This is a genomic window from Paenirhodobacter populi (assembly GCF_004022215.1).
In the GTDB taxonomy this organism is placed as follows: domain Bacteria; phylum Pseudomonadota; class Alphaproteobacteria; order Rhodobacterales; family Rhodobacteraceae; genus Rhodobacter; species Rhodobacter populi.
In genome coordinates this window covers 111,491-136,355 of record NZ_SAUZ01000009.1, presented here as the reverse complement: position 1 = coordinate 136,355, position 24,865 = coordinate 111,491, and the positions used below count along the sequence as shown (strand labels likewise).

At 65.5% G+C, this 24,865-nt stretch carries 19 protein-coding genes and 4 pseudogenes; 14 read left to right on the top strand and 9 right to left on the bottom strand.

Going from position 1 to position 24,865, the window contains the following annotated elements; translation table 11 throughout:
• The 3 genes from D2T30_RS09085 to D2T30_RS09075 are packed head-to-tail and all read left to right on the top strand — an operon-like array spanning position 1 to position 2,594.
• Positions 1-729, top strand: coding sequence for an amino acid ABC transporter ATP-binding protein (locus D2T30_RS09085; protein ID WP_128208608.1), 729 nt, complete (start codon positions 1-3; stop codon positions 727-729).
• An 11-nt stretch (positions 730-740) separates the two neighbouring features.
• Positions 741-2,138 carry a dihydropyrimidinase gene (hydA, locus tag D2T30_RS09080; protein WP_128208607.1) on the top strand — a complete coding sequence of 466 codons (1,398 nt, stop codon included), beginning with the start codon at positions 741-743 and terminating at the stop codon, positions 2,136-2,138.
• Between the two features lie 45 nt (positions 2,139-2,183).
• Complete coding sequence (locus tag D2T30_RS09075; RefSeq protein WP_128186004.1) at positions 2,184-2,594, top strand: DUF3830 family protein; 411 nt, start codon at positions 2,184-2,186, stop codon at positions 2,592-2,594.
• A gap of 3 nt (positions 2,595-2,597) precedes the next feature.
• Here the strand turns inward: D2T30_RS09075 and D2T30_RS09070 are convergent, their stop codons facing one another.
• The gene (locus D2T30_RS09070) at positions 2,598-3,260 is read right to left on the bottom strand and encodes a GntR family transcriptional regulator (RefSeq protein WP_164884261.1); all 663 of its coding nucleotides are present in this window, start codon (positions 3,258-3,260) and stop codon (positions 2,598-2,600) included.
• Between the two features lie 25 nt (positions 3,261-3,285).
• Here D2T30_RS09070 and D2T30_RS09065 point away from each other — a divergent pair, with 25 nt between their 5' ends.
• Entirely contained in the window at positions 3,286-3,993 is a 708-nt protein-coding gene (locus D2T30_RS09065; protein ID WP_206612896.1) for a GntR family transcriptional regulator, read from the top strand.
• A gap of 325 nt (positions 3,994-4,318) precedes the next feature.
• On the opposite strand, the pseudogene D2T30_RS24315 reads toward D2T30_RS09065, so the two are convergent.
• Positions 4,319-4,496, bottom strand: a pseudogene (locus D2T30_RS24315) (transposase domain-containing protein); the annotation flags it as partial.
• A 297-nt stretch (positions 4,497-4,793) separates the two neighbouring features.
• Between D2T30_RS24315 and D2T30_RS09055 the strand changes: the two are divergent.
• From D2T30_RS09055 to D2T30_RS09040, 4 genes are read left to right on the top strand one after another with little or no spacing between them, the layout of a single operon-like run.
• The gene (locus D2T30_RS09055) at positions 4,794-6,296 is read left to right on the top strand and encodes an ABC transporter substrate-binding protein (RefSeq protein ID WP_128208605.1); all 1,503 of its coding nucleotides are present in this window, start codon (positions 4,794-4,796) and stop codon (positions 6,294-6,296) included.
• The gene (locus D2T30_RS09050) at positions 6,293-7,243 is read left to right on the top strand and encodes an ABC transporter permease (protein ID WP_128208604.1); all 951 of its coding nucleotides are present in this window, start codon (positions 6,293-6,295) and stop codon (positions 7,241-7,243) included. The genes D2T30_RS09055 and D2T30_RS09050 overlap by 4 nt, the downstream gene beginning before the upstream one ends.
• Positions 7,240-8,064 (top strand): ABC transporter permease, encoded by an 825-nt coding sequence (locus D2T30_RS09045; protein WP_128208603.1) that lies wholly within the window; start codon positions 7,240-7,242, stop codon positions 8,062-8,064. The genes D2T30_RS09050 and D2T30_RS09045 overlap by 4 nt, the downstream gene beginning before the upstream one ends.
• On the top strand, positions 8,061-9,542 hold the full coding sequence (locus D2T30_RS09040) for an ABC transporter ATP-binding protein (protein ID WP_128208602.1): 1,482 nt from the start codon (positions 8,061-8,063) through the stop codon (positions 9,540-9,542). The genes D2T30_RS09045 and D2T30_RS09040 overlap by 4 nt, the downstream gene beginning before the upstream one ends.
• Before the next feature lie 627 nt (positions 9,543-10,169).
• Here the strand turns inward: D2T30_RS09040 and D2T30_RS09035 are convergent.
• Genes D2T30_RS09035 through D2T30_RS09020 form a run of 4 tightly spaced genes read right to left on the bottom strand, consistent with a single transcriptional unit; the run spans position 10,170 to position 12,989 of the window.
• Entirely contained in the window at positions 10,170-10,994 is an 825-nt protein-coding gene (locus D2T30_RS09035; RefSeq protein WP_128208601.1) for a MetQ/NlpA family ABC transporter substrate-binding protein, read from the bottom strand.
• Positions 10,991-11,683 (bottom strand): methionine ABC transporter permease, encoded by a 693-nt coding sequence (locus tag D2T30_RS09030; RefSeq protein WP_128208600.1) that lies wholly within the window; start codon positions 11,681-11,683, stop codon positions 10,991-10,993. Before D2T30_RS09030 ends, D2T30_RS09035 begins: the two co-directional genes overlap by 4 nt.
• The gene (locus tag D2T30_RS09025) at positions 11,676-12,443 is read right to left on the bottom strand and encodes an ATP-binding cassette domain-containing protein (RefSeq protein ID WP_128208599.1); all 768 of its coding nucleotides are present in this window, start codon (positions 12,441-12,443) and stop codon (positions 11,676-11,678) included. The genes D2T30_RS09030 and D2T30_RS09025 overlap by 8 nt, the downstream gene beginning before the upstream one ends.
• A 30-nt stretch (positions 12,444-12,473) precedes the next feature.
• A complete protein-coding gene (locus D2T30_RS09020) occupies positions 12,474-12,989 on the bottom strand; it encodes a hypothetical protein (RefSeq protein WP_241649164.1) in 516 nt (171 codons plus the stop codon).
• 436 nt (positions 12,990-13,425) lie between these two features.
• On the opposite strand from D2T30_RS09020, the pseudogene D2T30_RS09015 reads away from it, so the two are divergent.
• A pseudogene (locus D2T30_RS09015) lies at positions 13,426-14,430 on the top strand (IS5 family transposase).
• Between the two features lie 164 nt (positions 14,431-14,594).
• On the opposite strand, the pseudogene D2T30_RS09010 reads toward D2T30_RS09015, so the two are convergent.
• A pseudogene (locus D2T30_RS09010) lies at positions 14,595-15,259 on the bottom strand (transposase); the annotation flags it as partial.
• 960 nt (positions 15,260-16,219) lie between these two features.
• Positions 16,220-16,369, bottom strand: a pseudogene (locus tag D2T30_RS09005) (IS256 family transposase); the annotation flags it as partial.
• A 115-nt stretch (positions 16,370-16,484) separates the two neighbouring features.
• Between D2T30_RS09005 and D2T30_RS09000 the strand changes: the two are divergent.
• From D2T30_RS09000 to D2T30_RS08990, 3 genes are all read left to right on the top strand, one after another.
• Entirely contained in the window at positions 16,485-17,528 is a 1,044-nt protein-coding gene (locus tag D2T30_RS09000; RefSeq protein WP_128208598.1) for a patatin-like phospholipase family protein, read from the top strand.
• A gap of 1 nt (position 17,529) precedes the next feature.
• Positions 17,530-18,972, top strand: a complete 1,443-nt coding sequence (locus D2T30_RS08995) for a GntP family permease (protein WP_128208597.1) — start codon at positions 17,530-17,532, stop codon at positions 18,970-18,972.
• Between the two features lie 902 nt (positions 18,973-19,874).
• A complete protein-coding gene (locus D2T30_RS08990; protein WP_128208596.1) occupies positions 19,875-20,969 on the top strand; it encodes an Acg family FMN-binding oxidoreductase in 1,095 nt (364 codons plus the stop codon).
• 138 nt (positions 20,970-21,107) lie between these two features.
• Here D2T30_RS08990 and D2T30_RS08985 read toward each other — a convergent pair whose 3' ends face one another.
• Entirely contained in the window at positions 21,108-21,992 is an 885-nt protein-coding gene (locus D2T30_RS08985) for a LysR family transcriptional regulator (RefSeq protein ID WP_128208595.1), read from the bottom strand.
• A gap of 103 nt (positions 21,993-22,095) precedes the next feature.
• Between D2T30_RS08985 and D2T30_RS08980 the strand changes: the two genes are divergently transcribed.
• Both D2T30_RS08980 and D2T30_RS08975 read left to right on the top strand, forming a co-directional pair.
• Positions 22,096-23,289, top strand: coding sequence for a multidrug effflux MFS transporter (locus tag D2T30_RS08980; protein ID WP_128208594.1), 1,194 nt, complete (start codon positions 22,096-22,098; stop codon positions 23,287-23,289).
• A gap of 457 nt (positions 23,290-23,746) precedes the next feature.
• Positions 23,747-24,643, top strand: coding sequence for an SDR family oxidoreductase (locus tag D2T30_RS08975; protein ID WP_128208593.1), 897 nt, complete (start codon positions 23,747-23,749; stop codon positions 24,641-24,643).
• Positions 24,644-24,865 lie beyond the last annotated feature (222 nt).

Here is a 24,865-nt window from a genome sequence, read left to right as displayed (position 1 = left end):
ATGATCGAACTGAACAACGTCTCCAAGTGGTATAACGATTATCAGGTGCTGAAGGACTGCACCCTGACCGTCGAACGCGGCGAAATCGTGGTGATCTGCGGTCCTTCGGGATCGGGAAAATCGACGCTGATCAAGACGGTGAACGCGCTCGAACCTTTTCAGGAAGGCTCTATCCGCGTTCACGGAATGGAGGTGGGCGCCCCCGATACCGATCTGCCCGCGCTTCGTGCGCGGGTCGGCATGGTGTTCCAGAGCTTCGAGTTGTTCCCGCATATGACGATCCTGCAGAATGTGATGATCGGCCAGCGGGTCGTGCTGTCGCGCTCTTCCTCGGATGCCGAGGCACAGGCGCGCCGGCTGCTCGACCGTGTCGGCATGGCCGATCACGCGCACAAATATCCCGCGCAGCTGTCGGGCGGGCAACAGCAGCGCGTGGCTATCGCCCGCGCCCTTGCGATGGACCCGATGGCGATTCTGTTCGATGAACCGACCTCGGCGCTTGATCCCGAAATGGTGTCCGAGGTTCTTGATGTCATGACCTCGCTGGCGAAAGAGGGCATGACGATGATGGTCGTGACGCACGAGATGGGCTTTGCGCGCCGGGTGGCGACGCGGATGGTGTTCATCGATCGCGGCGAGATCATCGAGAACTGCCCGACCGAGGAATTCTTCGGCGGCACCCGCAATCCCCGCACCGAGGCCTTTCTCGGCAAGATCCTGAACCACTGAGAGGACGACCCATGTTCGACCTGATCATACGCAACGGCACCGTCGCCACCGCGGCGGACGTGTTCGAAGCCGACATCGGCATCATCGACGGGCGCATCGCGCAGATCGGCCGCGATCTCGGCCCCGCGCGGCGCGAAATCGACGCGGCGGGCAAATACGTCCTGCCCGGCGGCATCGACAGCCATGTCCATATTTCCCAGCCCTCGGGCGCGGGAATCACCATGGCGGATGATTTCGAAAGCGGCACCCGTTCCGCGCTTTTTGGCGGCAACACCACCGTGATGCCCTTCTGCCTGCCGGAAAAGGGCGCACCGCTGCGCGAGGCTCTGGCCGATTACCACGCCCTTGCCGAGGGCAACTGCTACACCGATGTCAGCTTCCACATCATCCTCAACGATCCGACGCCGCAGCTTTTCGGTCAGGACCTGCCCGCGCTGATCGCCAAGGGCTATACTTCGGTCAAGGTCTTCATGACCTATGACGACCTGAAGATCTCGGACGGCGATATCCTGAGGACGCTCGATACCGCGCGGGCGCATGGCGGCACCGTGCAGGTTCATTGCGAAAACGAGGACGCGATCAAATATCTGATCGAACGCGCCGAGCGCGAGGGCAACATCACCCCCTTCTTCCACACCCAGGTCCGCCCCATCGCCGCCGAGCGCGAGGCGACCCATCGCGCGCTGACCCTCGCCGAGGTCAGCGAGTCGCCCATCGTCATCGTCCATGTCTCGAACGCCGAGGCGATCGGCGAGATCAGCGCCGCGCGCGCGCGGGGCGTGAAGGTCATCGGCGAGACCTGCCCGCAATATCTGCTGCTGACCGCCGAGGATCTGCGGGACATGGATTGGGAAGGGGCGAAGCTCGTCTGTTCGCCGCCGCCGCGCGACAAGGCCTCGCAGGAGGCCTGCTGGCGCGGGATCGAGAATGGCACCTTCGATCTGTTTTCCTCGGATCACTGCCCCTTCCGCTACAATGACGTCAGCGGCAAGCAGGCCCCGAAGGCGAAGACGAGCTTCCGCCATATTCCCAACGGAATTCCAGGGGTCGAATTGCGGATGCCGATCCTGTTCTCGGAAGGGGTGCTGAAGGGCAGGATCGATCTTCCGCGATTTGTTGCCCTGACGGCGACGAACCATGCCCGCGCCTTCGGTCTTTACCCGCGCAAGGGCACGATCGCGATCGGCTCGGATGCCGATATAACGATCTGGGATCCCGAGGCGGAATATACCGTCACCCATGCCGACCTGCACGACAATGCCGACTACACCCCCTATGAGGGACTTCGGCTGAAGGGGCGGCCCGAGACCGTCGTCCTGCGCGGCAAGGTGATGATCGAACGCGGCGCGCTTGTCGGAGACAGGGGCGACGGCCACTATCAGCCCGCGATCCCGCATCCGGCGCGCTGATCCCCACCCATCACGACTGACATCCACATCAATCAGGAATCCCATATGAAACTCAGGGTCACTATCGGCGAACATATCTTCGACGCGGTTTTCGAAACGGAAAAGGCGCCGATGACCGTCGCCGCCTTCGAAAAGCTCCTGCCCTACGACAGCCAGGTGGTGCATGTCCGCTGGTCGGGCGAAGGCGTCTGGATTCCGCTTGGCGATCAGGAATTCGGTCTTGGCTATGAAAATCACACCTCGCATCCGGCGCCCGGCCATATGATCTTCTATCCCGGCGGCTATAGTGAAACCGAAGTGCTGCTTGCCTATGGCGGGGTGGATTTTTCGTCGAAGCTCGGCCAGCTTGCGGGCAATCATTTCCTGACGATCACCTCGAACCTCGAAAGCCTTCCGAAGATGGGCAACCATGTGCTGTGGAACGGCGCGACGCCGCTGCGGATCGAGAAGGTCTGAGGCTCAGATCCCCGCCAGAAGGCCTGCGCGCACCTGCGACAGATGCGCGGCGGTTGCCTGTTCGGGCGTCGCGCCGGGCAATCCGCGCAGCGCCCGCGTCAGGGCGATCGCCGCGTCGAGCTCGGCGCGTGACGCGCGGTGGCCGACTGTCACCTGATAGATGGCGATGCCGCGCCAGAGCATGGTGACGAAGGGCTCGGCGAAAGGATTGCGGATGCCGGATGCGAGGACGCCATGCAGTTCGAGCACGGCGCGCAGAAAGCCGTTCTCGGCGACCGTGCCGTAGGGCCCTGTCTGCGCGATCCGGGCCTCAAGCGCGTCAAGCGCGGCAATGCTGTCGGGATCGGTGGCGACACAGGCGAGGGGGGGCTCAAGCATCTGGGCAAGCTGTGCCGCGTGGAGCGCATCGCTGAGCGTCACATTCCGTATCGACAGGGCGCCGGTCCGGTCACGGCGGAGCAGGCCCTCTCCCTCAAGGCGCGCAAGGGCCTCGCGGATCCGCGAGCGGGAGAGGCCGACATCCTCGGTCAGGCGCCGTTCCGGCACGACCATGCCCGCGGGCAGCACACCGGAAAGGATGCGTCCCAGGATTTCGGCATAGGCCTTGTCGGCAAGCCTTTCGGTACCCGTCCCTGCCGGTTTCGTTTGATCTTGTGCCAGAGTCACGTGAAAATCCCCAAAGAATAAGGGCATGCTTATGTTGAAACAGCCGAAATTGAAAGCCGCTCCCGGAAGCCAGACCTTTTCCGGCGGCAATGGCTCCCCACTGGCGACACGATCTCTGGTGGATCAGGCTCATGGCGCGATCAGTTACATGATCCTCAGCCACAGGCTGCGCAGCGGCGAAGTCATCGTCGAGGCGCCGCTGGCCGCCGAGCTTGGTATTTCGCGCACGCCGCTGCGCGAGGCCCTGCAACGGCTCGAAGGCGAGGGGTTGCTGACCAAACGCGACAGCCGCAATTTCATGGTCCGGCGTGTCGAGATCCGCGAATATCTGCAATCGCTACGGCTGCGCATGCTGATCGAACCGGATGCCACCCGGAACGCAGCCCCGGTCATTCCGCCTGAACGGTTGGAAGAAATCCACAGCGAGCTTGTCTCGTTGCAGACCGGAACCGCACATCATACCGAGGCGCACTGGCTGTCAGACGACCGGTTGCATGGCACGATACTGGAATATTGCGGGAATGAGGTGACGGCCAGAGTCATTCAGCAACTGCGTTCGACCACACGTCTTTTCGAGGTCGAGATGTTGCGCAGTCGTCTCAGCAATGATTGCAGCGAACATCTGGCGATTGTCGAGGCACTTCGCGCCGGAGACGCGGAACGCGCCAGCGAGGAGATGAAGCGCCACCTTGGAAGTCTGATCAACTTCGTCTTCACTTTGTTCCCTTCCTGAGATCTGCCTTCCGGGGATGACCAAGGGAGACGCATGCCTGCCCGCGATCGCCAACACTCCCCCGCGTCGTCCCCCCCTGTCGGCCACCGGCATCAGCCGTCAGGCCAATGCCGGTGGATCATATCGAGAGCGGCCCGGCCATCGGTCCGGGGCAGATCGCTCCGTAGGATCAGGCCATTCCCGTCAGCACTCAATGAAGCACAGCATCGCGCCGGCCCCATGGGGTTACCTGCGGAGCTGCACATCCTGATCTGTGTTCGACGCATGGATCGCGTTGTAAGCGACGGCTGCGCCCCTTGAGGGTTTGGCTTGACGGCTTGAAGTTTCAGGGCAGGAGGATCGTCGATCCTGCTTTGTGGGTGACCGGCGGAGATGACTTCGCGGGTGGCCTCGAGATAGGCGAAGGCTTTGACGCCGTTGATCTTTGCGGTCTCTATAAGCGATGCAACGCGGCCCTGGGCGCGGCCGTCTTCGTCGTGGCCGGCGAACAATGCGTTTTCCTGTTCAGGCCAATCACCCGTTCATTCTGCCCATGCTGGGCAATTTGTTGAGGTGCATCATCGCCGTCATGCGCTTTTCGGGTCGAGCGCGTTGACCGACGCAAGTCCGGACAGTTCGTCCTGCGCGGGCATGGACCTCGGCATGTCGCGCAGCCATGAGGATCGCAACAAGGCGGGCGGGGCAACGGGTGGGGAGGGAGCCGGACGTCCTGCCAGACCTGTCCTGATGGAAGACCGGCCTCTTGCGTTTCCGGATTTGATATAGAATAACATAACGCGTAATTCCCGAGGATATGACTCATGATTTTCAGACTGCTTGCCTCCGCGGCCATGATTTCGGCCCTGTCTTCCGCAGCCCTTGCCAATGACGGGGTGATCGATGTCGTCGCGCCGTTTGAGATCAAGAGCCCGGATCCCACCACCTCGGGCAATGTCTTCATCAAGATGGATGTGGCGGAAACGCTGCTGAATGCCGATGCCGAGGGGCATCTGACACCGGGTCTGGCGACGGAATGGCAGGTGTCGGGGGATGGGCTCGAATGGCGCTTCCACCTGCGCGACGGCGTGCTGTTCCATGACGGCAGCCCCTTCACGGCCGAGGCCGCCGCCAATGCGCTGAACATCGCGCGGGCGAAACCCGGCCTGCTGGAAACCGCGCCGATTGCAGGGATCTCGGCGGAGGGCGGCGAAGTCGTCGTGCGCCTCACGGAGCCTTTCGCGCCGCTGCCGGCCTTCTTCTCGGAATACCGCTCGCTGATCTACGCGCCCTCGGCCTATGCCGCCGACGGCAGCGTGACGCAGGTGATCGGCACCGGGGCCTATCGCGTGACGAAGCTGGAGGCGCCCCTGCGGCTGGAGGCCGAGGCCTTCGCGGATTACTGGGGCGCGGCCCCGGCGATCGGCCGGGCGAGCTATCAGGCCGTGGGCCGGGCCGAGACCCGCGCCCTGCTGGCCGAAAGCGGCGATGCGGATTATGTGTTCAACCTCGACCCGGCCTCGACCACGCGGCTGTCGTCGGTGGACAGTGTGGACATCCTGACGGTCTCGGTGCCGCGCACGCTGCTGCTCAAAGTCAATGCGGGGCATCCGGCCCTGTCCGATCCGCGCGCCCGTCAGGCGCTGAGCATGGCGATCGACCGCGAGGGTCTGGCCGAGGCGATCCTGCGCTTCCCTGCGGGCGGTACGCAGCTTTTCCCGCCCTCGCTCGGCGAATGGCATGCCGAAGGTGTCGCGCCGCTGGCCTATGACCCTGAAAAGGCGAGGGCGCTGCTGGCCGAGCTGGGCTGGCAACCGGGGCCGGATGGCATTCTGGTCCGGAACGGCGAGCGTTTCAGTTTGACGCTGACGACCTTCCCGGACCGGCCGGAATTGCCGCTGTCGGCGGCGGTGCTGCAACAGATGTTCGCCGATATCGGGGTGGAAATGACGATCGATTCCACCAACTCGTCCGAGATCCCGGTGCGCCATGCCGATGGCACACTTGATCTGGCGCTGCTGAACCGCAACTTCGCGCTGGTTCCGGATCCGGTCGGCACGCTTCTGACGGATTACGCGCCGGGCGGCGACTGGGGCGCGATGAATTGGGATAATCCCGCCTTCACCGCGCTGATCCGCGCGCTGGCACGGGGCGAAGGAGGGCAGGCCGAACGAGACCGCGCCGTCGCCATCCTGCAAGACGATCTCCCGGTCATCCCGATCGCCTGGTATCAGCAATCGGCGGCGGTTTCCAAAGGCATCACCGGCGCGGTGATCGACCCCTACGAACGCACCATCGGGCTGAAAGACATCCGGTGGGCGGAATGATCCGGGCCGTTGGATACCGTCTGGCGCAGGCGGTGATGGTGGCGCTTCTGGTCGGTGTGCTGACCTTCCTGATGATGCAGGCCCTGCCGGGCGACATGGCCTTTCGCATCGCCGCCGGGCGCTATGGCTACGATTCGGTGAACGCCGCCGCGGCCGAGGCCGTGCGGCAGGAACTCGGCCTCGACCGTCCGGCGATCGAGGCATTCGGCCGCTGGTTCATGGATCTGCTCCGGCTCGACTTCGGCACCTCGGTGATCTCGGGCGCGCCGGTGATCGAGGAGATCCGACACCAGCTTGGTGCGAGCCTGCAACTCGCGGGCGCGGCGCTGGCGCTGTCGCTGCTGATCGGCCCGCCCGTTGGAGTGATGGCGGGATTGCGGGCGGGTGGCTGGCTCGACCGGGGGCTCTTGGTGGTCTCGACCGCGCTGCGCTCGGTGCCGCAGTTCCTGATGGGGCTGATCCTGATCGTGCTGTTTTCCATCCAGCTCGGCTGGCTGCCGGCGGCGGGCTACGGGCGGCCCGCGCATTTCATCCTGCCTGCGCTGACGCTGGCGCTCGGGCTTGCGGCGGCCTCCGCCCGGATCACGCGCGATGCGATGGCGGGGGTGGCGGGAACGCCCTTTTATGCCTTCGGGCGCTGGAAGGGGTTGGGCGAGGGCCAGCTTTTCCGCCGCCACGGGCTGCGCAACATCGGCGTGGCGCTGGTCACCTTTCTTGGCCTGCAATTCGCCATGCTGGTCGAGGGCGTGGTGGTGATCGAGGCGATCTTCGGCTGGCCGGGCATCGGCCATGCGCTGGTCCATGCGATCTTCGGCCGTGACGTGCCGATGGTGCAGGGCACGGCGTTGCTGCTGGGGCTGGGCTTCGTCGCGCTGAACGCGGCGGTGGATCTGGCCGCGCACTGGATCGACCCCCGGGGCACGGAAAAGGCGGGAGCAAAGGCATGAGCGCGATCACCACCGATATTCCCGTCACCGCCAGAAGCGGCTGGACGAGGACGCAATGGGCGGGCACGGCGATCCTGATGCTGATCGTGGCTTTCGCGCTGCTCGCGCCGATCCTGTTTCCGGCGGACCCGTTGCGGCAAAGCCTGCGCAACATCCTTGGCGGGCCGGATGCGGCATCGCCGCTTGGCTACGATCATCTGGGCCGCTCGCTGACGGCGCGGCTGGCGGCGGCGCTGCGGCTGTCGCTGTGGATCGCGGCGGCGGCGGTCGTGACCTCGGCCGTTCTGGGCATGGCGGTGGGGGTGCTGGCGGCGTGGCGCGGTGGCTGGGTGGACCGGCTGGCGGCGCTGCTGGCCGACAGCTTCCTTGCGCTGCCGGGGCTGCTGATGGTGCTGATCGTCTCGGCCATCGTGCCGAGCACGCCGCTCGCCTTCTGGATCGGGCTGACGCTGGTGCTGTGGATCGAGTATTTCCGCCTGACCCGCGCCACCGTCAGCCGCCTGATCGTGGCGCCGGGGGTGCAGGCCTCGCGCCTGCTGGGCTTCGGGCCGGTCTATATCTTCCGCCGCCATCTGTGGCCGGAACTCGCGCCGATGCTGCTCACGGTCGCGGCCTTCGGCGCGGCGACGGCGATCATGACGATCGCAGCGCTCGGCTTCGTCAGCGTGGGCATGCGCCCGCCGACGCCGGAGCTGGGCCTGATGATGGTCGAGATGCTGCCCTATTACCGCGAGGCGCCGATGGCGCTGCTGACCCCGGTGCTTGCCACCTTCCTGACCCTGCTTGGGCTGAACCTGATCGCCGGAGGCCGTCGCGCATGACCATTCTGCTGAACGCCGAGAACGTCTCGGTCCATGCCGGGGCGGAGCAACTGGTCGAACCCGTCTCGCTTGCATTGCGGGCCGGTCGGCCCTTCACCATTCTGGGCGAGACGGGATCTGGCAAAAGCCTGCTCGCGCAGGCGATCGTCGGCACGCTGCCCGACGGGTTGCGGGCATCCGGGCAGGTGACGCTGGACGGTCATGCGCTCGACCTTGCGCGCCCCGGCGGACACCGGGCGCTGTGGGGGCGGGTGATCGGGGTGCTGCCGCAGGAACCGTGGCTGTCGCTCGATCCGCTGATGAAGGCCCGGGCGCAGGTGGCCGAGGGCCATGCGCTGGTTCGCGGCCTGTCATGGGAGGATGCCGGGACGGCCGCCGACCGCGATCTGGCCGAACTGGGGCTGGACGGCGCGGGGGACCGCCGCCCCGATCAGCTTTCGGGCGGCATGGCGCAGCGCGTGGCCTTTGCCGCCGCCCGCGCCGCCGGGGCGCGGATCGTGGTGGCGGACGAGCCGACCAAGGGCCTTGACGTCGCGCGGCGTGACGATGTGATCGAACTGCTGATGCGCGAGGTGCGGGAAGGCGGCGCGCTCCTGACCATCACCCATGATCTCGCGCTGGCGCGGCGCATGGGCGGCGATCTGGCCGTGGTGCTGAAGGGCAGGGTGGTCGAGCGCGGCCCCGCCGATCAGGTCCTGACGAATCCGCAGCACGACTATACCCGGCGCCTGATCGCCGCCGATCCGTCGAGCTGGCCGCAGGGCCTCCGCCGCCCGCCGAAGGGCGCCCCGGTGCTGAGCGCAAGGGACCTGTCGGTCACGCGCGGCGGCAAACGCCTGTTCGAGGGGCTGGACATCGATCTGCATCCCGGTGAGATCGTCGGCATCTGGGGGCCGAGCGGATGCGGCAAGTCCACTCTGGGCGATATCCTTCTGGGCCTTGCGCATCCCGATCGCGGGACCGTCACGCGATGCGCGGGCATTGCGCCGGTCAGGTTCCAGAAGCTCTATCAGGATCCGCCGAGCGCCTTCCCCCGCCATATCCGGCTCGGGCAGGCCCTCGATGATCTGGTGCGGCTGCACGGGCTGAACGCCGCCCGCATTCCCGGCCTGATGGAGCGACTGCGCCTGTCGCCCATCCTGCTGTCGCGTCGCCCCACCGGGGTTTCGGGCGGCGAGCTGCAGCGCCTTGCGCTGCTGCGCGTGCTGTTGCTGGACCCGGTGTTCCTGTTCGCGGACGAACCCACCTCGCGGCTGGACCTCATCACCCAGGCCGAGGTGACGGAACTGCTCTCCGAGGCCGCGCGTGAAACCGGCATGGCCCTGCTGATCGTCAGCCACGATCCCGATCTGCTGGACAGGACCGCGGATCGGGTCATCTCTCTGGGCACCGCGCCGGAAGGCGACGCGGGCACGCCTCGGGGCGTGCCGCGGGCTGGCGGGGGTGAACGCCTCCGCGACCGGGTGGCATTGGTATGATCTTGCCGGAACGGATGGCGCGGTCCGCCTTTGCGTCGGGCGCCGCGCCGGCGCTCTGGCCGCCCGGCGGAAGGTTGGTTATCTTCCCGTCATGCGCCGCGGCATTTGCTTACCGCTTTGATCGTGCCCCTGAGCTTCGGGGCAGCGCGGGGAGATGCCCATCCGCTTGAGTATCTGAAACTGCATGGGCCGGGACAGATACACAGACTTCAGGGCATTCCCGTTACCGCCGACGGTGCCTGCGACACTACTCCCGGCCGATGCGCTTCGGCATGATCTGCGAAGCAAACGGGATCGAACACAGGCTGAATGGGGAGAGAGACCGCGGCGTGATCGACAAAAGTCCAACCCCGAGATTGCAGGGCTGAAACCAGACCTGTGATGTCCCGTCGGGACGATGGTTGCGGTGACCTCGTTCAATCGGCTGACGTCGACGGGACCGTCGTTGCGCATGTTGAGGCACCCAGCCCGAACATCGTCATGAGGCCATGACTTCGAAAGGGACCATGACCCCGGCGCGGACGGAAACAGGCTTGACCCGACTGCGCAATTGAAGGGCCGATTGCCAGAAGGCCGCCCGGGCCCTGGGCCCGGGCAGTTCGGAGGTTTCTCCTGAGGTGGCGGAATTTACCGCGCCGGCGTCGAAGCCCAGCCGTAGTCTTCCTTCAGGAACTCGGCGACCGCGTCCGAGCGCAGCGCCTGCGCCACGGCCTTGGTCTTCGGATCGTCCAGATCCTTCGCATTCACCACAAAGCTGATCGCATAGCGATCGGTGATGTCGTTGCGCTCCTCGACATAAAGGCGTTCGGCATCGCCTTCCAGTTCAAGCGAACGGGCAAAGGTCGGATACATGACTGCGAGCGTCCGCCCCGCCTCGTCATAGGCGCCGGCGGTTGCGGTCAGGGGCAACTGCACGAATTTCAGGTTCCGGGGATTGCCGGTGATATCGGCGAGAGAGGCCCTATAGGTCGCGCCCTCGCGCAGCGTGACAAGACCCGCGCTTTGCAGCAAAAGCAGGGCCCGGGCCGTGTTCACCCCGTCATTGGGGATGAAGACCGTCTCGCCGTCCGGGATGGCGTTCAGATCGGAATAGGTGCCGGAATAGAGCGCGAAGGTCGCGTGATAGACCGGCTGGGCAATCGCCAGCTCCGCGCCTGCGCGGTCGTTGAAGATGTCCATGTAGAGTTCGTGCTGGATCAGGTTCCCGTCGATCTCGCCATGTGCCAGCGCCGGGTTGGCCTCGGCGTAGTTGAGGAAGACGGTCTTCTCGACCCTGTAGCCCTCTGCGGAGAGTTCCGGGGCGATCGTGTCCAGAATGTCGGGCTTCGTGTCGTCGGCCGAATGGAACGGGTAGAAGGACACGCCCAGCCGGATCGTCTCCTGCGCCTCGGCGGCGCCGGCAAAGAGGAACGCCGTGGCCAGCACCGCCGCGAGTTTTGCCATGTTTTTCATGAATTACGGCCTTTCCCTTTTCTGTCGAATGTTCTGGCAAGGGCGGAGCCCGCAAGCTGGATGAGTTGCACGAAGATGGTCATCAGGATGATGATGACCCACATCAGCGGCTGGTTCCACATGTAGAACCCTTCCTGCAGCGCAAGATAGCCGATTCCGCCGCCGGCGATGACGCCGACCACCGTCGAATAGGCGATCAGGCTGATGATCGCGGAGGTGTAGCCGAGGATCAGGGCACCGCGCGCCTCGACGAGGATGAACTCGGTGATCACCTGCCTGCGGCTGGCGGAAAGGGAATGCGCGGTCTGGAAAAGCTGCGGGTTGATATCGGCGATGGCCTGCTCGACCAGCCGGGTGACGATGGCGACCCCCACGATCGAGAGCGACACCATCGACGCATAGATCCCATAAGCCGTGCCGACCAGCATCCGGGCCAGCGGCGCCACGATGATCAGCAACAGGATGAACGGGACCGAGCGGATCAGGTTGACCGCGACGGACAATGGCGCCGCAAGGAGCGGGCTTTCCCAGACGCCGCCACGCCGGCACAGCGACAGGGCGATGCCCGCGGCCGTGCCGATCACCGCCGAAATCCCGAAGGACACCGCGACCATGTAGCAGGTCTCAAGGAACCCCGTGACGATCTGACCGCCGAACCGGGTCCATGTCTGCGTGAACCAGTCAAACATCTTGCGGTGCGTCCCAGAGCGCCTCTATCGGATCCACGCGGAACTGCGCGGTATTCCTGATCGGCCCCAGCCGCCGGACCGTGCCGCCGTCGAGGTGCAACACCCGGTCGCACATGTAGCGCACGACGTCCATGTGATGGGCCACAAGGATCATCGCCATGGGATAGCGGCCCTGCACCTTCTTCAGGAGATCCAGAATCTCCCCGCTGGTCCGGGCATCGAGGGCCGAGGTCGGCTCATCCAGAAACAGCACCTCCGGGTCGGTGACGAGGGCGCGGGCAATGGCGACACGCTGCGCCTCGCCCCCGGACAGGGTGATGGGGTAGACATCCGCATGGGTCCCGAGACCGACGAAATCCAGCATCTCGCGTGCCCTGCCTGTGCGTTCCGCCCGCGCCACATTGCGCAGTTTCAGCGGCAGGGCGACGTTTTCAAGAACGGAGCGGTTGTAGAGCAGGCTGAACCCCTGAAAGACGGTCGAGGTCCGGCGCATCACGTCACGCACGACGGAGCCGGGTGTGCCTTCATCGATCCGGGTCGTGCCGAAATTCAGCCTGCCGCTGTCCGGCGGCATCTGCAGGCTGAGCACGCGCAGGAGCGTCGTTTTCCCCGCGCCGCTTTTGCCGACGACACCCAGAACTTCACGCGGGGCAACCTTGAAACTGATGTCCCTGAGCGCGGCGATCCGGCCGCCCCCGTCGGGGGCGCGGAATGTCTTGCTGATGTTTTCGACTTCGATCACCGGGTATTCTTTCGACATCTTGCCTGTTTCGGACACGCGCGGCGTCCGTCAGACGATACGCAGATGCGGGCCGGTCGTATCGTGCCGGACCTCGCGCGGGGTGCCGCAGGAATGCCGCCGGGCGAAATCCAGTGCAAGTGCCATCAGCTCCTTGTCCATCTTGCCCTCGGTCAGATCGAAGAGGAAATCCTGCCCGGCCAGAACATGGTTCCGGCGCAACAGGTGCAGGAGGAGCAACAGCAGCCTTTCGTCCCGCGTCACCTCGGCGGCGTGCGCGGTGTCGGCCGCGTCCAGCATCTGGAGCCTTTCGCCTTTCACCCGCAAAAGCGCCTCGGAAATCCGGGCAAGGCCATAGGCCAGCGGCAGGCCCGTTCGCGCACCCCAACGGGAAGCGGCGGCGCCGTAGACCGCATTCCATGACCGTCCGTCTGGATTGCGACAGGTCTCCATCAGGTCCCGCAAAAGGGGCAGAAGGGCACGTTCAAAGGCATCGCAGCCGATGACATGCAGGGGCAGCAGTTCGGCATGGTCGGGATCAGGATGGGGGCCGTGGTCTCGCTGCATGGTTGGCTCCGGTTTCGGGGATCTCCTGACCTGGCGAACGAAGCGGCCACCGCCGCAGACACGAAAGCTTGGCATCTGTACTGCGTCAGGTGTTTTCTAGCCCGAAACCGGGTGCGGCATCAATGGATCATGGCAGGCTTTGACCGGTTACCATCGCGCCAGTGGAAAAGGGGGCGTTCCGGCATTCGGAAGCATGGCGCAACGGGGGCAGGCACTCACAATGGCGGCCGAACAAAGGTCCGAAATGATCTGTCAACCGTCAGTCATTCGTCAACGAGATTGGTCATGACCGGCATATCCGCGATGACGGGAACCGAGCGGATATTGCATGAAGTCATTGCCCGATGCAGGCACACGACACATCTGTAAGGTTTTGTTGCACTACCCCGTCGGTTCACGGATTCATGTTTTTGAGTCAGCGGGTTAGGTTATCCCCATGAGCAAGCCTGTCCCGGTTTTCCGAACGACGAACTGGTCCAGCTACAATCAGGCCCTGAAGCGCCGTGGTTCTTTGATGGTGTGGTTTGACCCGCAGATGTCGTGGTTCGTAGCCCCAAGCGGCAAGGTGGGTCATTCCGAGAGGTTTTCGGCAGCGGCCATCCAATTCTGCCTCTCAATCAAGGTGCTGTTCGGGCTGCCGCTCCGTCAAACGACGGGGTTTGTGGAGAGCCTTCTGGCCCTGTCCGGGCTCGGCTGGCCGGTGCCCTTCGTCGGGCGATCCTTCTCAGTACACAACGCTCTGCCGCAGGCAGCAGAACCTGAAGGTTCAGATCGCGTATCGTGCGGTGTCCGGCCCGCTGCATCTGTTGGTGGACATCGAGCCGGTGAACGCCACCGGTTCGAGAGAACCGGCGAGGGGGCATCAAGTTCTCGGGCGAAGGCGAGTGGCAAGTTCGTAAGCATGGGGCCAGCCGCCGCAGGGCGCGCCAGGTTGCGCCACTGGTTCGAGCAACCATAGCGTGCGACGCAAGATCCATATCGGTATCGATGCTGAAACGCTGGAGGTGCGGGCTGTAGAGATGACCAGCAACCGCATCGGCGATGCGCCGGTATTGCCCGATCTGTTGGCCCAGATCCCTGCTGAAGAACCCATCGGCAGTGTCACCGCCGATGGGTTCTACGACACCAAGGGCTGCCATGCCGCCATCGCGGCCCGAGGCGCCGATGCGATCATCCCACCCCGCCGGAATGCCCGGACTGGAAGGGGCACGATCCTGGTCTGCAGGCGCGAGACGAGGCGCTGCGCGCCTGCAAACGCTTTGGCCGGGTCAAATGGAAGAAATGGTCTGGATATCACCGACGAAGTCGTGTGGAAGCCAAGATGAGACGCCTCAAGCTCCTGGGCGAACCCATCGTGGCCAGAGACTTCGACAGGCAGGATGCAGAGGTCCAGATCCGCATCCTTCGCAGGTTCTCTCGAACCGTCGCCCATCGGGCTTGAACCGATGGCGCCTCGATGGGCAACCGTTCACCTGCTCAGTCATGAACCGCTTCACATCACTCGGCACGCCCGAGACCGTTCGCATGCGCTGAAGATATCTGGGAAAGGGAGACGTGCGGCCTCAACCAGAATAGCGCAACAAAGCCGGTCTGCATGATCCGTTAAACCCGCTTGTGATTGACCGGCGCCAGGCCTTCAGAGCGCAATTGGCGGTTCAGGATCGTCGTGATCCGTCGGTAGCCATAGGTCGGGCGCGTCGCCGCCAGCGCGTCGTGATCAACGGCATCACCGCCGCGTCTTGCGCTTTATGATAGCGTCGCCGCAGCTTCGTCCTGCCGTCCTGCCGTCCTGCCGTCCCGCCGGTCGATCAGGTTGGAGCGGGCCACGCACAGGGTTTCCGCCACGGCCTGCACCGGAAATCGTCCTTCAACGGCGAGCGCGCGAGCAAGGTCGGTTTTTTTGACCGTGACTTGTCCAGCGCCTCGCGCAGGATCTCATTCGCTTGGCCGCTCGAACCCATGGCGCAGCCATGCTCATTCCAGCGTCTTGCGTCCGAGTTCGCGGGTGCGATCCTTCACCTGCGGGACGACCTTGTTGCTGGTGACGTCATCATCCTCGGACACGGCGACACTCCCCCCTCGCGCATGAGCCGTCGCCAACGATACAACAGGTTCGGCGCGACACCATTCCGGCGCGCAACGACCGAGATGCTGGCGCGGTCGTCCAGCGCCTCCTCTACGATCCGCAGCTTCTTGGCAGCGGTCCAACGGCGGCGAAGCCCACCATCGGTGATGATCTCTATCTCGGACATAAGCACATGCTCAGGCATATGCCTGAGCCTCCATCGTTATGCCCAAGTGTCCGCTCGAAACGGGGGCAAGTTCACTGTGCGATGACGTTTTTGACCCGTCGTTCGACGTCACCGACCTGGGTGTCCAGCATGGCCTTCGGATCATCATCCATGCCCTCGATCCCGGCGGGGACGTCTTGCTTCCTGCGTGTGCGCTTCGCGCCAAAAGCCGTTTGCGCATGTCGGCGATCTGGGCCCTCCGTGTTGTCAAAGTTCTGAGAATACGCGGGCTCTCGCTCCGCAACCTCCGTCCGGCCTCTGGCGTGAACAGCATGAACCGGGCGATGCGCCCGGCATCGATCTAGTCTGTCTTTGCCCGCGTGCCCCGGGAAAGGGCAAAGGGTTTGATCTGTGCCGGGGGCAGTTGCACGGCCTCAATCTCTGCCGTGACGAGCGTGGCCCAGAGCACCCATTCCTGGCCGCCCCCATTGCTGGCCACCTGTCGCCTCGAACCCGATCCGCACCGGCCCCGGCAAATTCCGGATCTGCGCGAGAAGTTGGGCATCGCCTGCAGCGGTGTTGGGCAGGCGGAAATGCCGACCGCTCGACGCACAAAACCGTCGAGCCAATCACGGGAAACATCCATACCGATCACGGTGGTCGCTGGTCTCATATCACCCTCTCTTCCTTATGTTGCGCGGTTCCGCAAAACGGGCCGCCGTCAACTGTTCGAGACGGTGAAGAGAGGCGGGATCAGCCTGCGGGCGATCGTGGTCAGGCCACAAGCTGTTCAGCGCTGTATCCCACCCCGTCGTCGGTCCTGGCCGGGATCGGTGGCGGGGTATCTATAACGGGGCTGAGACACATAAGGTGTTTGATCCCCGGTTTGATGGTGTGATCCTTTCGATAGAATGGAAAGAAGCCGCATGGGGCGGGATGCTGTCCCGTGGAGTGGTATAGCTGGCGCTGATCTCCACCGTGATGCGCGGGCCTGCGTGATCAGGATGCCACGGCGGGAAGGCTGACAACGGCATCTTCGCCCACCGGTGCGATGGTTTCCGGTGTCATGTAACGAGCGCGCTGGACGGCTTATTCGTCGTTCCGTGCCGGAAGCAGTGCGCCGACGAGGCGGAAGCTGGCCTTGCGGTTGGTTTCCGCGGGCCTGAAGGGGACCGATAAAGGCGGGAACCGGTTGCGCCATAACAGGTGATTGAGAACCGTCCACCCCGTGCTAGCATCCTCCGAAACAGGAAGTCGGTGGACCATGGCAGAATCCTCTTCCAGTCGCGGCGGACCCGCGCAGGTGCCGATCGATCTGGCCTTGCAGGGCGGAGGTTCGCATGGCGCCTTCACCTGGGGCGTTCTGGATCGCCTGCTGGAGGAAGACCGGCTCAGGATCGTCGGGGTTTCGGGAACCTCGGCGGGGGCCATGAACGCCGCCGTTCTGGTCGATGGCTTTGCGGCAGGCGGGGCCGAGGGCGCGCGCAAGGCGCTGACCGCCTTCTGGGACTTTGTCGCCGATGCCGCCCGCTTCAGCCCGTTCCAGCCCAGCCCCGTCGATATGGCTCTGGGGAACTGGTCGTTGGCCCATTCCCCGGCCTTCGTTGCCATGGACATGCTGTCACGGCTGACCTCGCCCTATGTGCTGAACCCGACAGGGCTCAATCCGCTGACCCGTGTGCTGGATCAGGTGATCGACTTCGACCGGCTGCGCGCCGCACCGATCAAGCTGTTCATCACCGCGACCAACGTCCGCACCGGCCGCGGCCGGGTATTTCGCAATGCCGAGATTTCGCCCGAGGTGCTGCTGGCCTCGGCCTGCCTGCCGACGCTTTTCCAGGCGGTCGAGATCGACGGCGAGAGCTATTGGGACGGCGGCTATACCGGAAACCCGACGCTCACGCCCCTCGTGCGCGAGGTGGACAGCGACGACACCATCCTGATCCCGATCAACCCGATCGAACGCCCCGGCGTGCCGCGGACGGCCGCAGCGATCCTGAACCGGTTGAATGAAGTCTCCTTCAATGCGGCCACGCTGAAGGAGCTGCGGATGATGGCGCTGCTCAGACAGGTCGCCGACCCCGGCAATGGCGAGGGGGCGCGATGGGCCCGGATGCGGGTGCATATGGTGGGCAACGGCGTCATGACCGGGCTCGACCATTCGTCCAAGATGAATGCGGACCGGACTTTCCTGCACTGGCTGCGCGACGAAGGCCGCCGCGCCGCCGAGAGCTTCCTGCGCGACAACGGGGGAAACATCGGCCACCGGTCCTCGGTGGACATCGACACATTGCTTGACGGGGTCTGAAATGGGGCTGCTCGGCATTCTTCTGGCGCTGGCGTTCCTGATCTGGCTGGCTTATCGCGGCTGGAGTGTCCTGCTGCTGGCGCCCGTCGCCGCCTTGCTCGCCGCGCTGATCTCGGGCGAGCCGCTGCTGGCCCATTGGACGCAAACGTTCATGGGGGCCGGGGCGGATTTCATCGGTCAGTTCTTCCCGCTGTTTCTGCTTGGCGCGGTTTTCGGCAAGGTGATGGAGGACAGCGGATCCGTCCGCGCCATTGCCGAATGGCTGACCCGGCGGCTGGGAGCCGGACATGCGATACTGGCCGTGGTCCTTGCGGGAGCGGCGCTGACCTATGGCGGGGTGAGCCTGTTCGTCGCGCTTTTCGTGCTGGCCCCGATGGCCGAGGCGCTGTTTCAGCGCGCTGACATTCCGCGCCGCCTGATGCCGCCCGCCATCGCGCTTGGCACCTTCACCTTCACCATGATGGCGCTGCCCGGCACCCCGGCAATCCAGAACGCGATCCCGATGCCCTTCTTCGGCACCACGCCTTTTGCCGCGCCGGGTCTGGGGATCATCGCCTCGGTCATCATGCTGGGCTTCGGCCTGTGGTGGCTGGGCCGCGCGAGCCGGATCGCCCGCGCGCGGAACGAGAGGTTCTCGGACGACCGCATACAGGGCGTCGACGACACGATCCTGCGCGAACGTGCGGTGACGGCGCGGGAATTCGATCCGGCCGAGACGGCCCACGGGCACCAGAGCGCGGAACTGCCGCCGCTGGCGATTGCGGCGTTGCCGCTGTTCGTGGTGATCGCGGTCAATCTGGCGATGTCGCTGGTGATCCTGCCGCGGCTGGATTTCGCATGGCTGGCCGAACCCCGCTGGGGCGTGGCGGGCATCGGCTCGGTCAGCGGGGTCTGGTCTGTCGCCGTGGCGCTGACCGCGGCCATCGTGACGGCCGTGGTGCTGAACCGTTCGCGCCTGCCGCGGTTGCGCGAAACGCTGGATGCAGGGGCCAATGCCTCGGTCCTGCCGATCTTTGCCGTCGCCAGCCTTGTGGGCTTCGGCGCTGTGGTCGCGGCCCTGCCTGCGTTCGCAGTCGTGCGGGACTGGGTGCTTTCGATCGGAGGCGGGCCGCTGGTTTCCCTGGCGGTCGCAACCAACATTCTCGCGGCGCTGACCGGCTCGGCCTCCGGCGGGCTGACCATCGCGCTCGATGCGCTTGGCGCGACCTATCTTCAGCGCGCGACCGAGGTGGGAATTGACCCGCAACTGCTGCATCGCGTCGCGGTGATGAGCGCGGGCACGCTGGACAGCCTGCCCCACAGCGGCGCGGTGGTGACGCTGCTGTCGGTTTGCGGCGTATCGGCGCGACAGAGTTACCTCGACATCGTGATGGTGGCGATCGTGGGGGCGCTGCTGGCCCTCGTGGTGGTGATTGCGCTCGGAGTGCTGGTGGGGAGCTTCTAGCCGGGGGCATTCAAGCGGCGGTTTTCACGGGATGCTGGAAGCTCAGAGCGCGCAACCGACAAACTGTCGATCGGTGTCCAAAAGTGAACCCTCTGGCGATAGGGTGAGCAGGCCCGTGGCGGCGTAGCTTTCCAGCTGGCGCAGCCGGCGCGGGCCTGCGTTTCGGATCGCGTTCAGGCGCGGGTTTTGATGCGCCAGCTGTCGTTGCCGGTTTCGACGATGTCGCAATGGTTGGGGGACTGCCGTTCCCGGCTGGCCCGCGCGGCGTTGACCTCAAGCAGCCGGGGGAGGTCTCCCAGTCACGCACCCAGCCTCGGGCGCGGCTGTAGGTGAACTCCGTCATCCCGGTGCGGATCACCTTGCGCACGGTTCGGCGTGGCCTTGGCGGCGCACGCCTCACTCTTGGGCAGCATCAGGTCACGGCAGATCGTCTTGATCCCCCTGCCATCGGTAAAATGCAGCTGTCTGACTTTGCGTTCGCCAGTGGGCTCGAACCAGTGGCGCCTCACTGGCTCACTCTCCACGATCAGCATCCTGTGCCTGGCCTCCGATAAGCATCGGAAGCACAATGGACCCAACCCCCGGTCGGTCGCGTCCCTTTGGGACGCCGATCACTCCAGAAGCGGGGTCATTATTCCACGCCGGTCAACAGCGCGAAAAGAGGGCCTGTGCATCGGGTAGCGTCAGAAGCGCTGCAACGACGGCCGCGCTGTCCGTCGCATCGATGCGACGGATCAGGTCCCGGCTGGCCGATGAGCCGTCCTGATCCACGACAGCGACGGGAGCATCGCGGACGGCCTCCGCAACATAGGGCCGGGGATATTCGCAACCGGGTGGCCCTTGACCTCGATCAGATACAGGCCCGCCGCCATCGGTGTATAAGGACCAGGTAAGGAGATCGCATGAACAGGTGTCACATGATCTTCGGTGCGGGTGGTGCGCTGCTGCTGGCGGGGGCCGGCGTTCTTGGCTGGCGGGCATCGGTCGGCTCGATGGCGGGTTACGACCGCTATGCGACCCGGCTGCGTGCGCCACTGCCTGTCGATCCGGGCACCGCCGATCTGATCCGCTTTGCGACGCTTGCCGCCAACAGCCACAACACCCAGCCGTGGCGGTTCCGGATCGGGGACGGCATGATCGACATCCTGCCCGATCTCGCGCGCGCGACGCCTGCCGTTGACCCCGACGATCACCACCTCTTCATCAGCCTCGGCTGCGCGGCCGAAAATCTGTCTGTCGCCGCGATGGCGACGGGACGGCCGGGGGAGGTGGAGATCGACCCCGGGGGTGAGCGCGTGCGCTATGCCTTCTCGGCGGGCACGGCCCGTCCGCATCCGCTGCTTGCGGCCATCGCGCTGCGGCAATCGACGCGCGCCGATTATGACGGGCGCCCCGTGCCCGCCGCCGGGATCGAGGCCCTGCGGCAGGCGGCGGAACTGCCGGGCGTCCGGATGGTGGTCGTCACCGACAGGGCGCAGATGGGCCGGCTGCGCGATCTGGTTGTCACGGGCAACGAGGCACAGATGACCGATCCCGCCTTCAGGGCCGAGCTGAAGCATTGGATCCGGTTCAATCCGCGTCAGGCCATGACGTCTGGCGACGGGCTGCTCTCCGCGGCGACCGGCAACCCGGCGCTGCCCGGGTTTCTCGGCGGCCCGGTGTTCGATCTGTTCGTCACGGCCGCGGGAGAGAACGGGAAAGTCGCGCGCCAGATCGCCTCCTCGGCCGGGATCGTCGTTTTCACCGCCGAGCGCGAGGACAGGGCGCATTGGATCGCGGTCGGCCGCGCCTGCCAACGGTTCGCCCTGACCGCGACCGCGCTCGGGCTGAAACACGCCTTCGTCAACCAGCCCGTCGAGGTGGCGCATCTGCGCCCGGAGCTTGCCGCGCTGATCGGCGAGGCCGGCATGCGGCCCGATATCGTGATGCGCTTCGGCTACGGGCCGACGCTGCCCTTCTCGCCACGCCGGCCGACAGAGGCGATGATCCTCCGCTGATCCGCGCTTTCGCCCCGAGGTGGTCGCGCGCCGCGACGTGGCGATCGGGGGGCAACGGCGGCTGCGTCCAAAGACCCCGCGCCCGGCCCCTGTGCGGGGGAACATCCTCTCGGACAACGAAGGACGTGTGATGACGCTCTAGCCGGGGCAGGGCGCCAGTGTCGCGATGAAGGCCAGAGTGGTCGGCGACATCTGCGATTGCCGGTGCAGCAGGACATGCCTGAGCCGCAAGGGCAGATCCCGGATCGGCCGCAGGACAAGGTGCGGCCCCGTGAAATCGCGAAAGCTCTCTCCGGCTAGGGCGATCCCGGTTCCGGCGAGGACAAGGCCGAAGGCGGTCGAGAAATCGTCGCTCTCAGCCGTGATGCGGGGCTCGAATCCGGCGCGGTGGCATTCCCGCACGATATCATTGTGCAGGGGCATGCCGGCCGGGGGCATGATCCAGTCGTTGTCGGCCAGATCGGCGAGGCCGATCGCCTCTGCCCTCGCCAGCCTGTGGCTGTCCGGAAGGACGGCGCAGAGCACCTCTTCGGACAGCGGGATCTGCGTCAGTGTCGGATGGGACGGTGCCGCGGCGACAAACGCGATGTCGATCTCGCCCTCCAGCAGGAGCCTGATCCGGTCGTTGCCGCGGATGACGGTCATCGTCACCTCGACCTCGGGATACATCGCGCGGAACCGGCGGATCAGGGACGGCGCCTTTCCGTAAAGGGCCAGTGTCGCCACCCCGATCCGCAGCCGTCCGACCTCACCGCGCAGGCAGCGCCGGGTTTCCTCCATCGCCAGATCGACCGACGCCAGAGCCTGCCGCATTATCGGCAGCACCGCCTCGCCCAAAGGGATTAGCGCGACCGAGGTGCGGTCCCGCTCGACAAGCCGGTGGCCCAGAACATCTTCGAGCCGCTTGAGCAACTGGCTCACCGAAGGCTGCGTCGTGCCGAGGCGCATGGCCGCCCGGCTGAAGCTGCGTTCCTCCGCCACCGCCACCAGACAGCGCAGGTGGCGCAGTTCCACATCCTTCATGCGACGCCTTATCATTCATACCTATAAGCCATGCGCTATTCATTAGTTGACGGGATAAGGCCCGTCCAGTCAAAGGCGATGACCGCAACGTCAGGCAGGCCAGATGCCCACTGAAACTTTCCCCGATACCCCGGCGACCGAACGCGCGACGGCGGGCGTCCTCGCGCTGCTGATGGCGCTGACCGCATTGGGTCAGCTTGCCACGAATATCGTCGTGCCCTCGCTGCGCGACATCGCCCGCGGGGTGGCTTTGCCGGATGAATCGGTCGGGCTGATCCTGTCGATGGTGCTTCTGGGCCTTGCGGTCGGGCAGCTTGTCGTCGGGCCGCTTTCCGACCGGATCGGGCGGCGGCCGGTGCTGATCGGCGGGCTGGCGATCTATCTGCTGGGCAGCATCGGCGCGACCTTCGCCAGTGACGGTCTGCTGCTTCTGGCCGCGCGGCTGGTGCAGGGGCTGGGGGCGAGCGCGAGCCTCGCGCTGCCGCGCGCCATCGCAAGGGATCGCTATACCGGGCCCGAGTTCATGCGCACCATGTCGCTTCTGACCATGGCGATGGCGGTGACGCCCGGTCTGGCGCCGGTGTTCGGCGGTCTGATCGCCGATCTGGCGAACTGGCGAATTGCGCTGGCGAGCACCATCCTCGCGGGGGCCGTGGCGCTGGCTGCGGTGACAGTCTCGCTACCCGAAACGCACCATCAGCGGACGGAGAACGGCGGCCCTCGCGCCATGCTGTCCGCCTATGCCCATGTGCTGCGGAACCGCGTGTTTCTGGCCTATGCGCTGATGTCCGGTGCGGCGATCGGCGGGGCCTATTCCGAGGTCTCGGGGGCGCAACAGTTCTACACCGGCGAATTCGGCTGGACGCCAGCAAGGCTCAGCCTCGCCACGGCCTGCTATGCCGCCGCCGCGTTCTGCGGCGGCATCCTGTCCCGATATATCCGCGCCAGCCATCGGGTGCGTATCGGGGTCGGGCTGATCGTTGCGGCGCCGATCGTCCTGCTGGTGCTGCGCGGCGCCGGTGCCAACCATCCCGCGATCATGCTGGGCCTGATAGTCGTTTCGCAGATCGGCATGGGGATCATGATCGGCGTCGCGATCGGGGCCGCGCTTGTCGCTCTTGACCGATCCGTCGGAACGGCAAGCGCCGTTCTGGGGGCGATCCACATGACAATGGGGGCGGCGGGGGCGGCAATCGTGACCGCGATACCAACGGCGGCAAGCTGGTCGATCCCGGTGACGATGCTGGCATTCGGGCTGCTGGCCGTGCTGGCGCAACGGATCGCGGCGCGCGCATAGCCGCGGACTTGCCCCTCCGGCCAGCACTCCGCCCGTCAGGCCTGATTGCAAGGATCGGGCGCCAGTTCGGCGCGCCGAGAACCGGACTCCCGATCGGCTTGGCCTGATGCAGGTGGGCGAACTGATCCCGCCCGCGCCGAGGCGTGAGTGAAAGAACCGGGGAAAGGTTCGGAACGGTTTCGCCCGAGACTCGTTAATTCTTCATCTATCGACGGCCGCTGGATTGCGGGCTGCTGCAAGGGTCCGGGGAGGGACGCTTCTTCGCTGATGACCGGCGTGGGCACCCCGCCCTGCCAGGGGGCGGTGGCCGCCCTTTCACGCGGTATCGGCATCCTGACGGAGAGGACCGCCCCCGGCAGCGGCTGCCTTGCACGTCCGGCGCATGTGACAGTGCCCGTTTCCAGCAACGGGCGACGCCCGTTCCGACCACGACACCGACGACAGGAGAGGACAAGCCATGACCGAACAATCGAGGCTGCAAGATCCCCGCAGCCTGTATCCCCGGCCGCCGTTTCCGGCCCAACCGCAGCCCGCCCCCGGCGAGGCGCGCCGGCTGAACCCACCGGCCGATCACGGCGAGACAAGCTACGTGGGCAGCGGCAAGCTGACCGGACGCAAGGCGCTGATCACCGGCGGCGACAGCGGCATCGGTCGCGCCGCGGCCATCGCCTTTGCGCGCGAGGGTGCCGATGTCGCCATCGCCTACCTGCCCGACGAGGAAGCCGACGCCAGCGAGGTGATCACCCTGATCGAGGCCGAGGGGCGCAACGCGCTCGCCCTCGCGGGCAATCTGCGGCAGGAAAACTGGGCGCGCGAGATCGTCGGGCGGACCGTCGCGGCGTTCGGCGGGCTCGACATTCTCGTGGTCAATGCGGCGCGTCAGCAGTTCCGCGAGGATATCGCCGAACTGAGTTCAGAGGATTTCGACAAGACGGTGAAAACCAACCTTTACGCGATGCACTGGATCATCCAGACGGCGGTGCCTCATCTGCCGCCGGGGGCGAGCATCATCACCACCTCGTCGGTGCAGGCCTATGATTCCTCGGCGATCCTGCTGGATTACGCGATGACCAAGGCGGGGATCGTCGCCTATACCAAGGCGCTGGCCGCGCAGCTCATCGACAAGGGGATCCGCGCCAATGTCGTCGCGCCCGGGCCGTTCTGGACCGCGCTGCAACCCTCGGGCGGTCAGCCCTCCGAGGCGGTCACGCGCTTCGGCTCCCAGACGCCATTCGGTCGTCCGGGACAGCCGGTGGAGCTTGCGCCGGTCTACGTCCTGCTCGCAAGCCCCGAGGCCAGCTATATCACCGGCGAAGTCTATGGCGTCACCGGCGGCTCGGGCACTGTCGGCTGACGGCGTCCTCGCCATCAGTGCGTCGCTCTTGCACTTCCTCGGGGTAAGCAGCCGCTTCACGAGGCCGGGCAAGATGCGCTCCGCCGCAGTGTTGAAATCCCCTATCATCACGGCATCCGCATTGCGGCGGGGTGGTGGGGAAGAACTGCACCGCCCGCGTCACGCAACAGGGAACAAACCGTTCGCCGCGCCTTTGCGAAGAGAAGGGCCACGGCTTCCCTG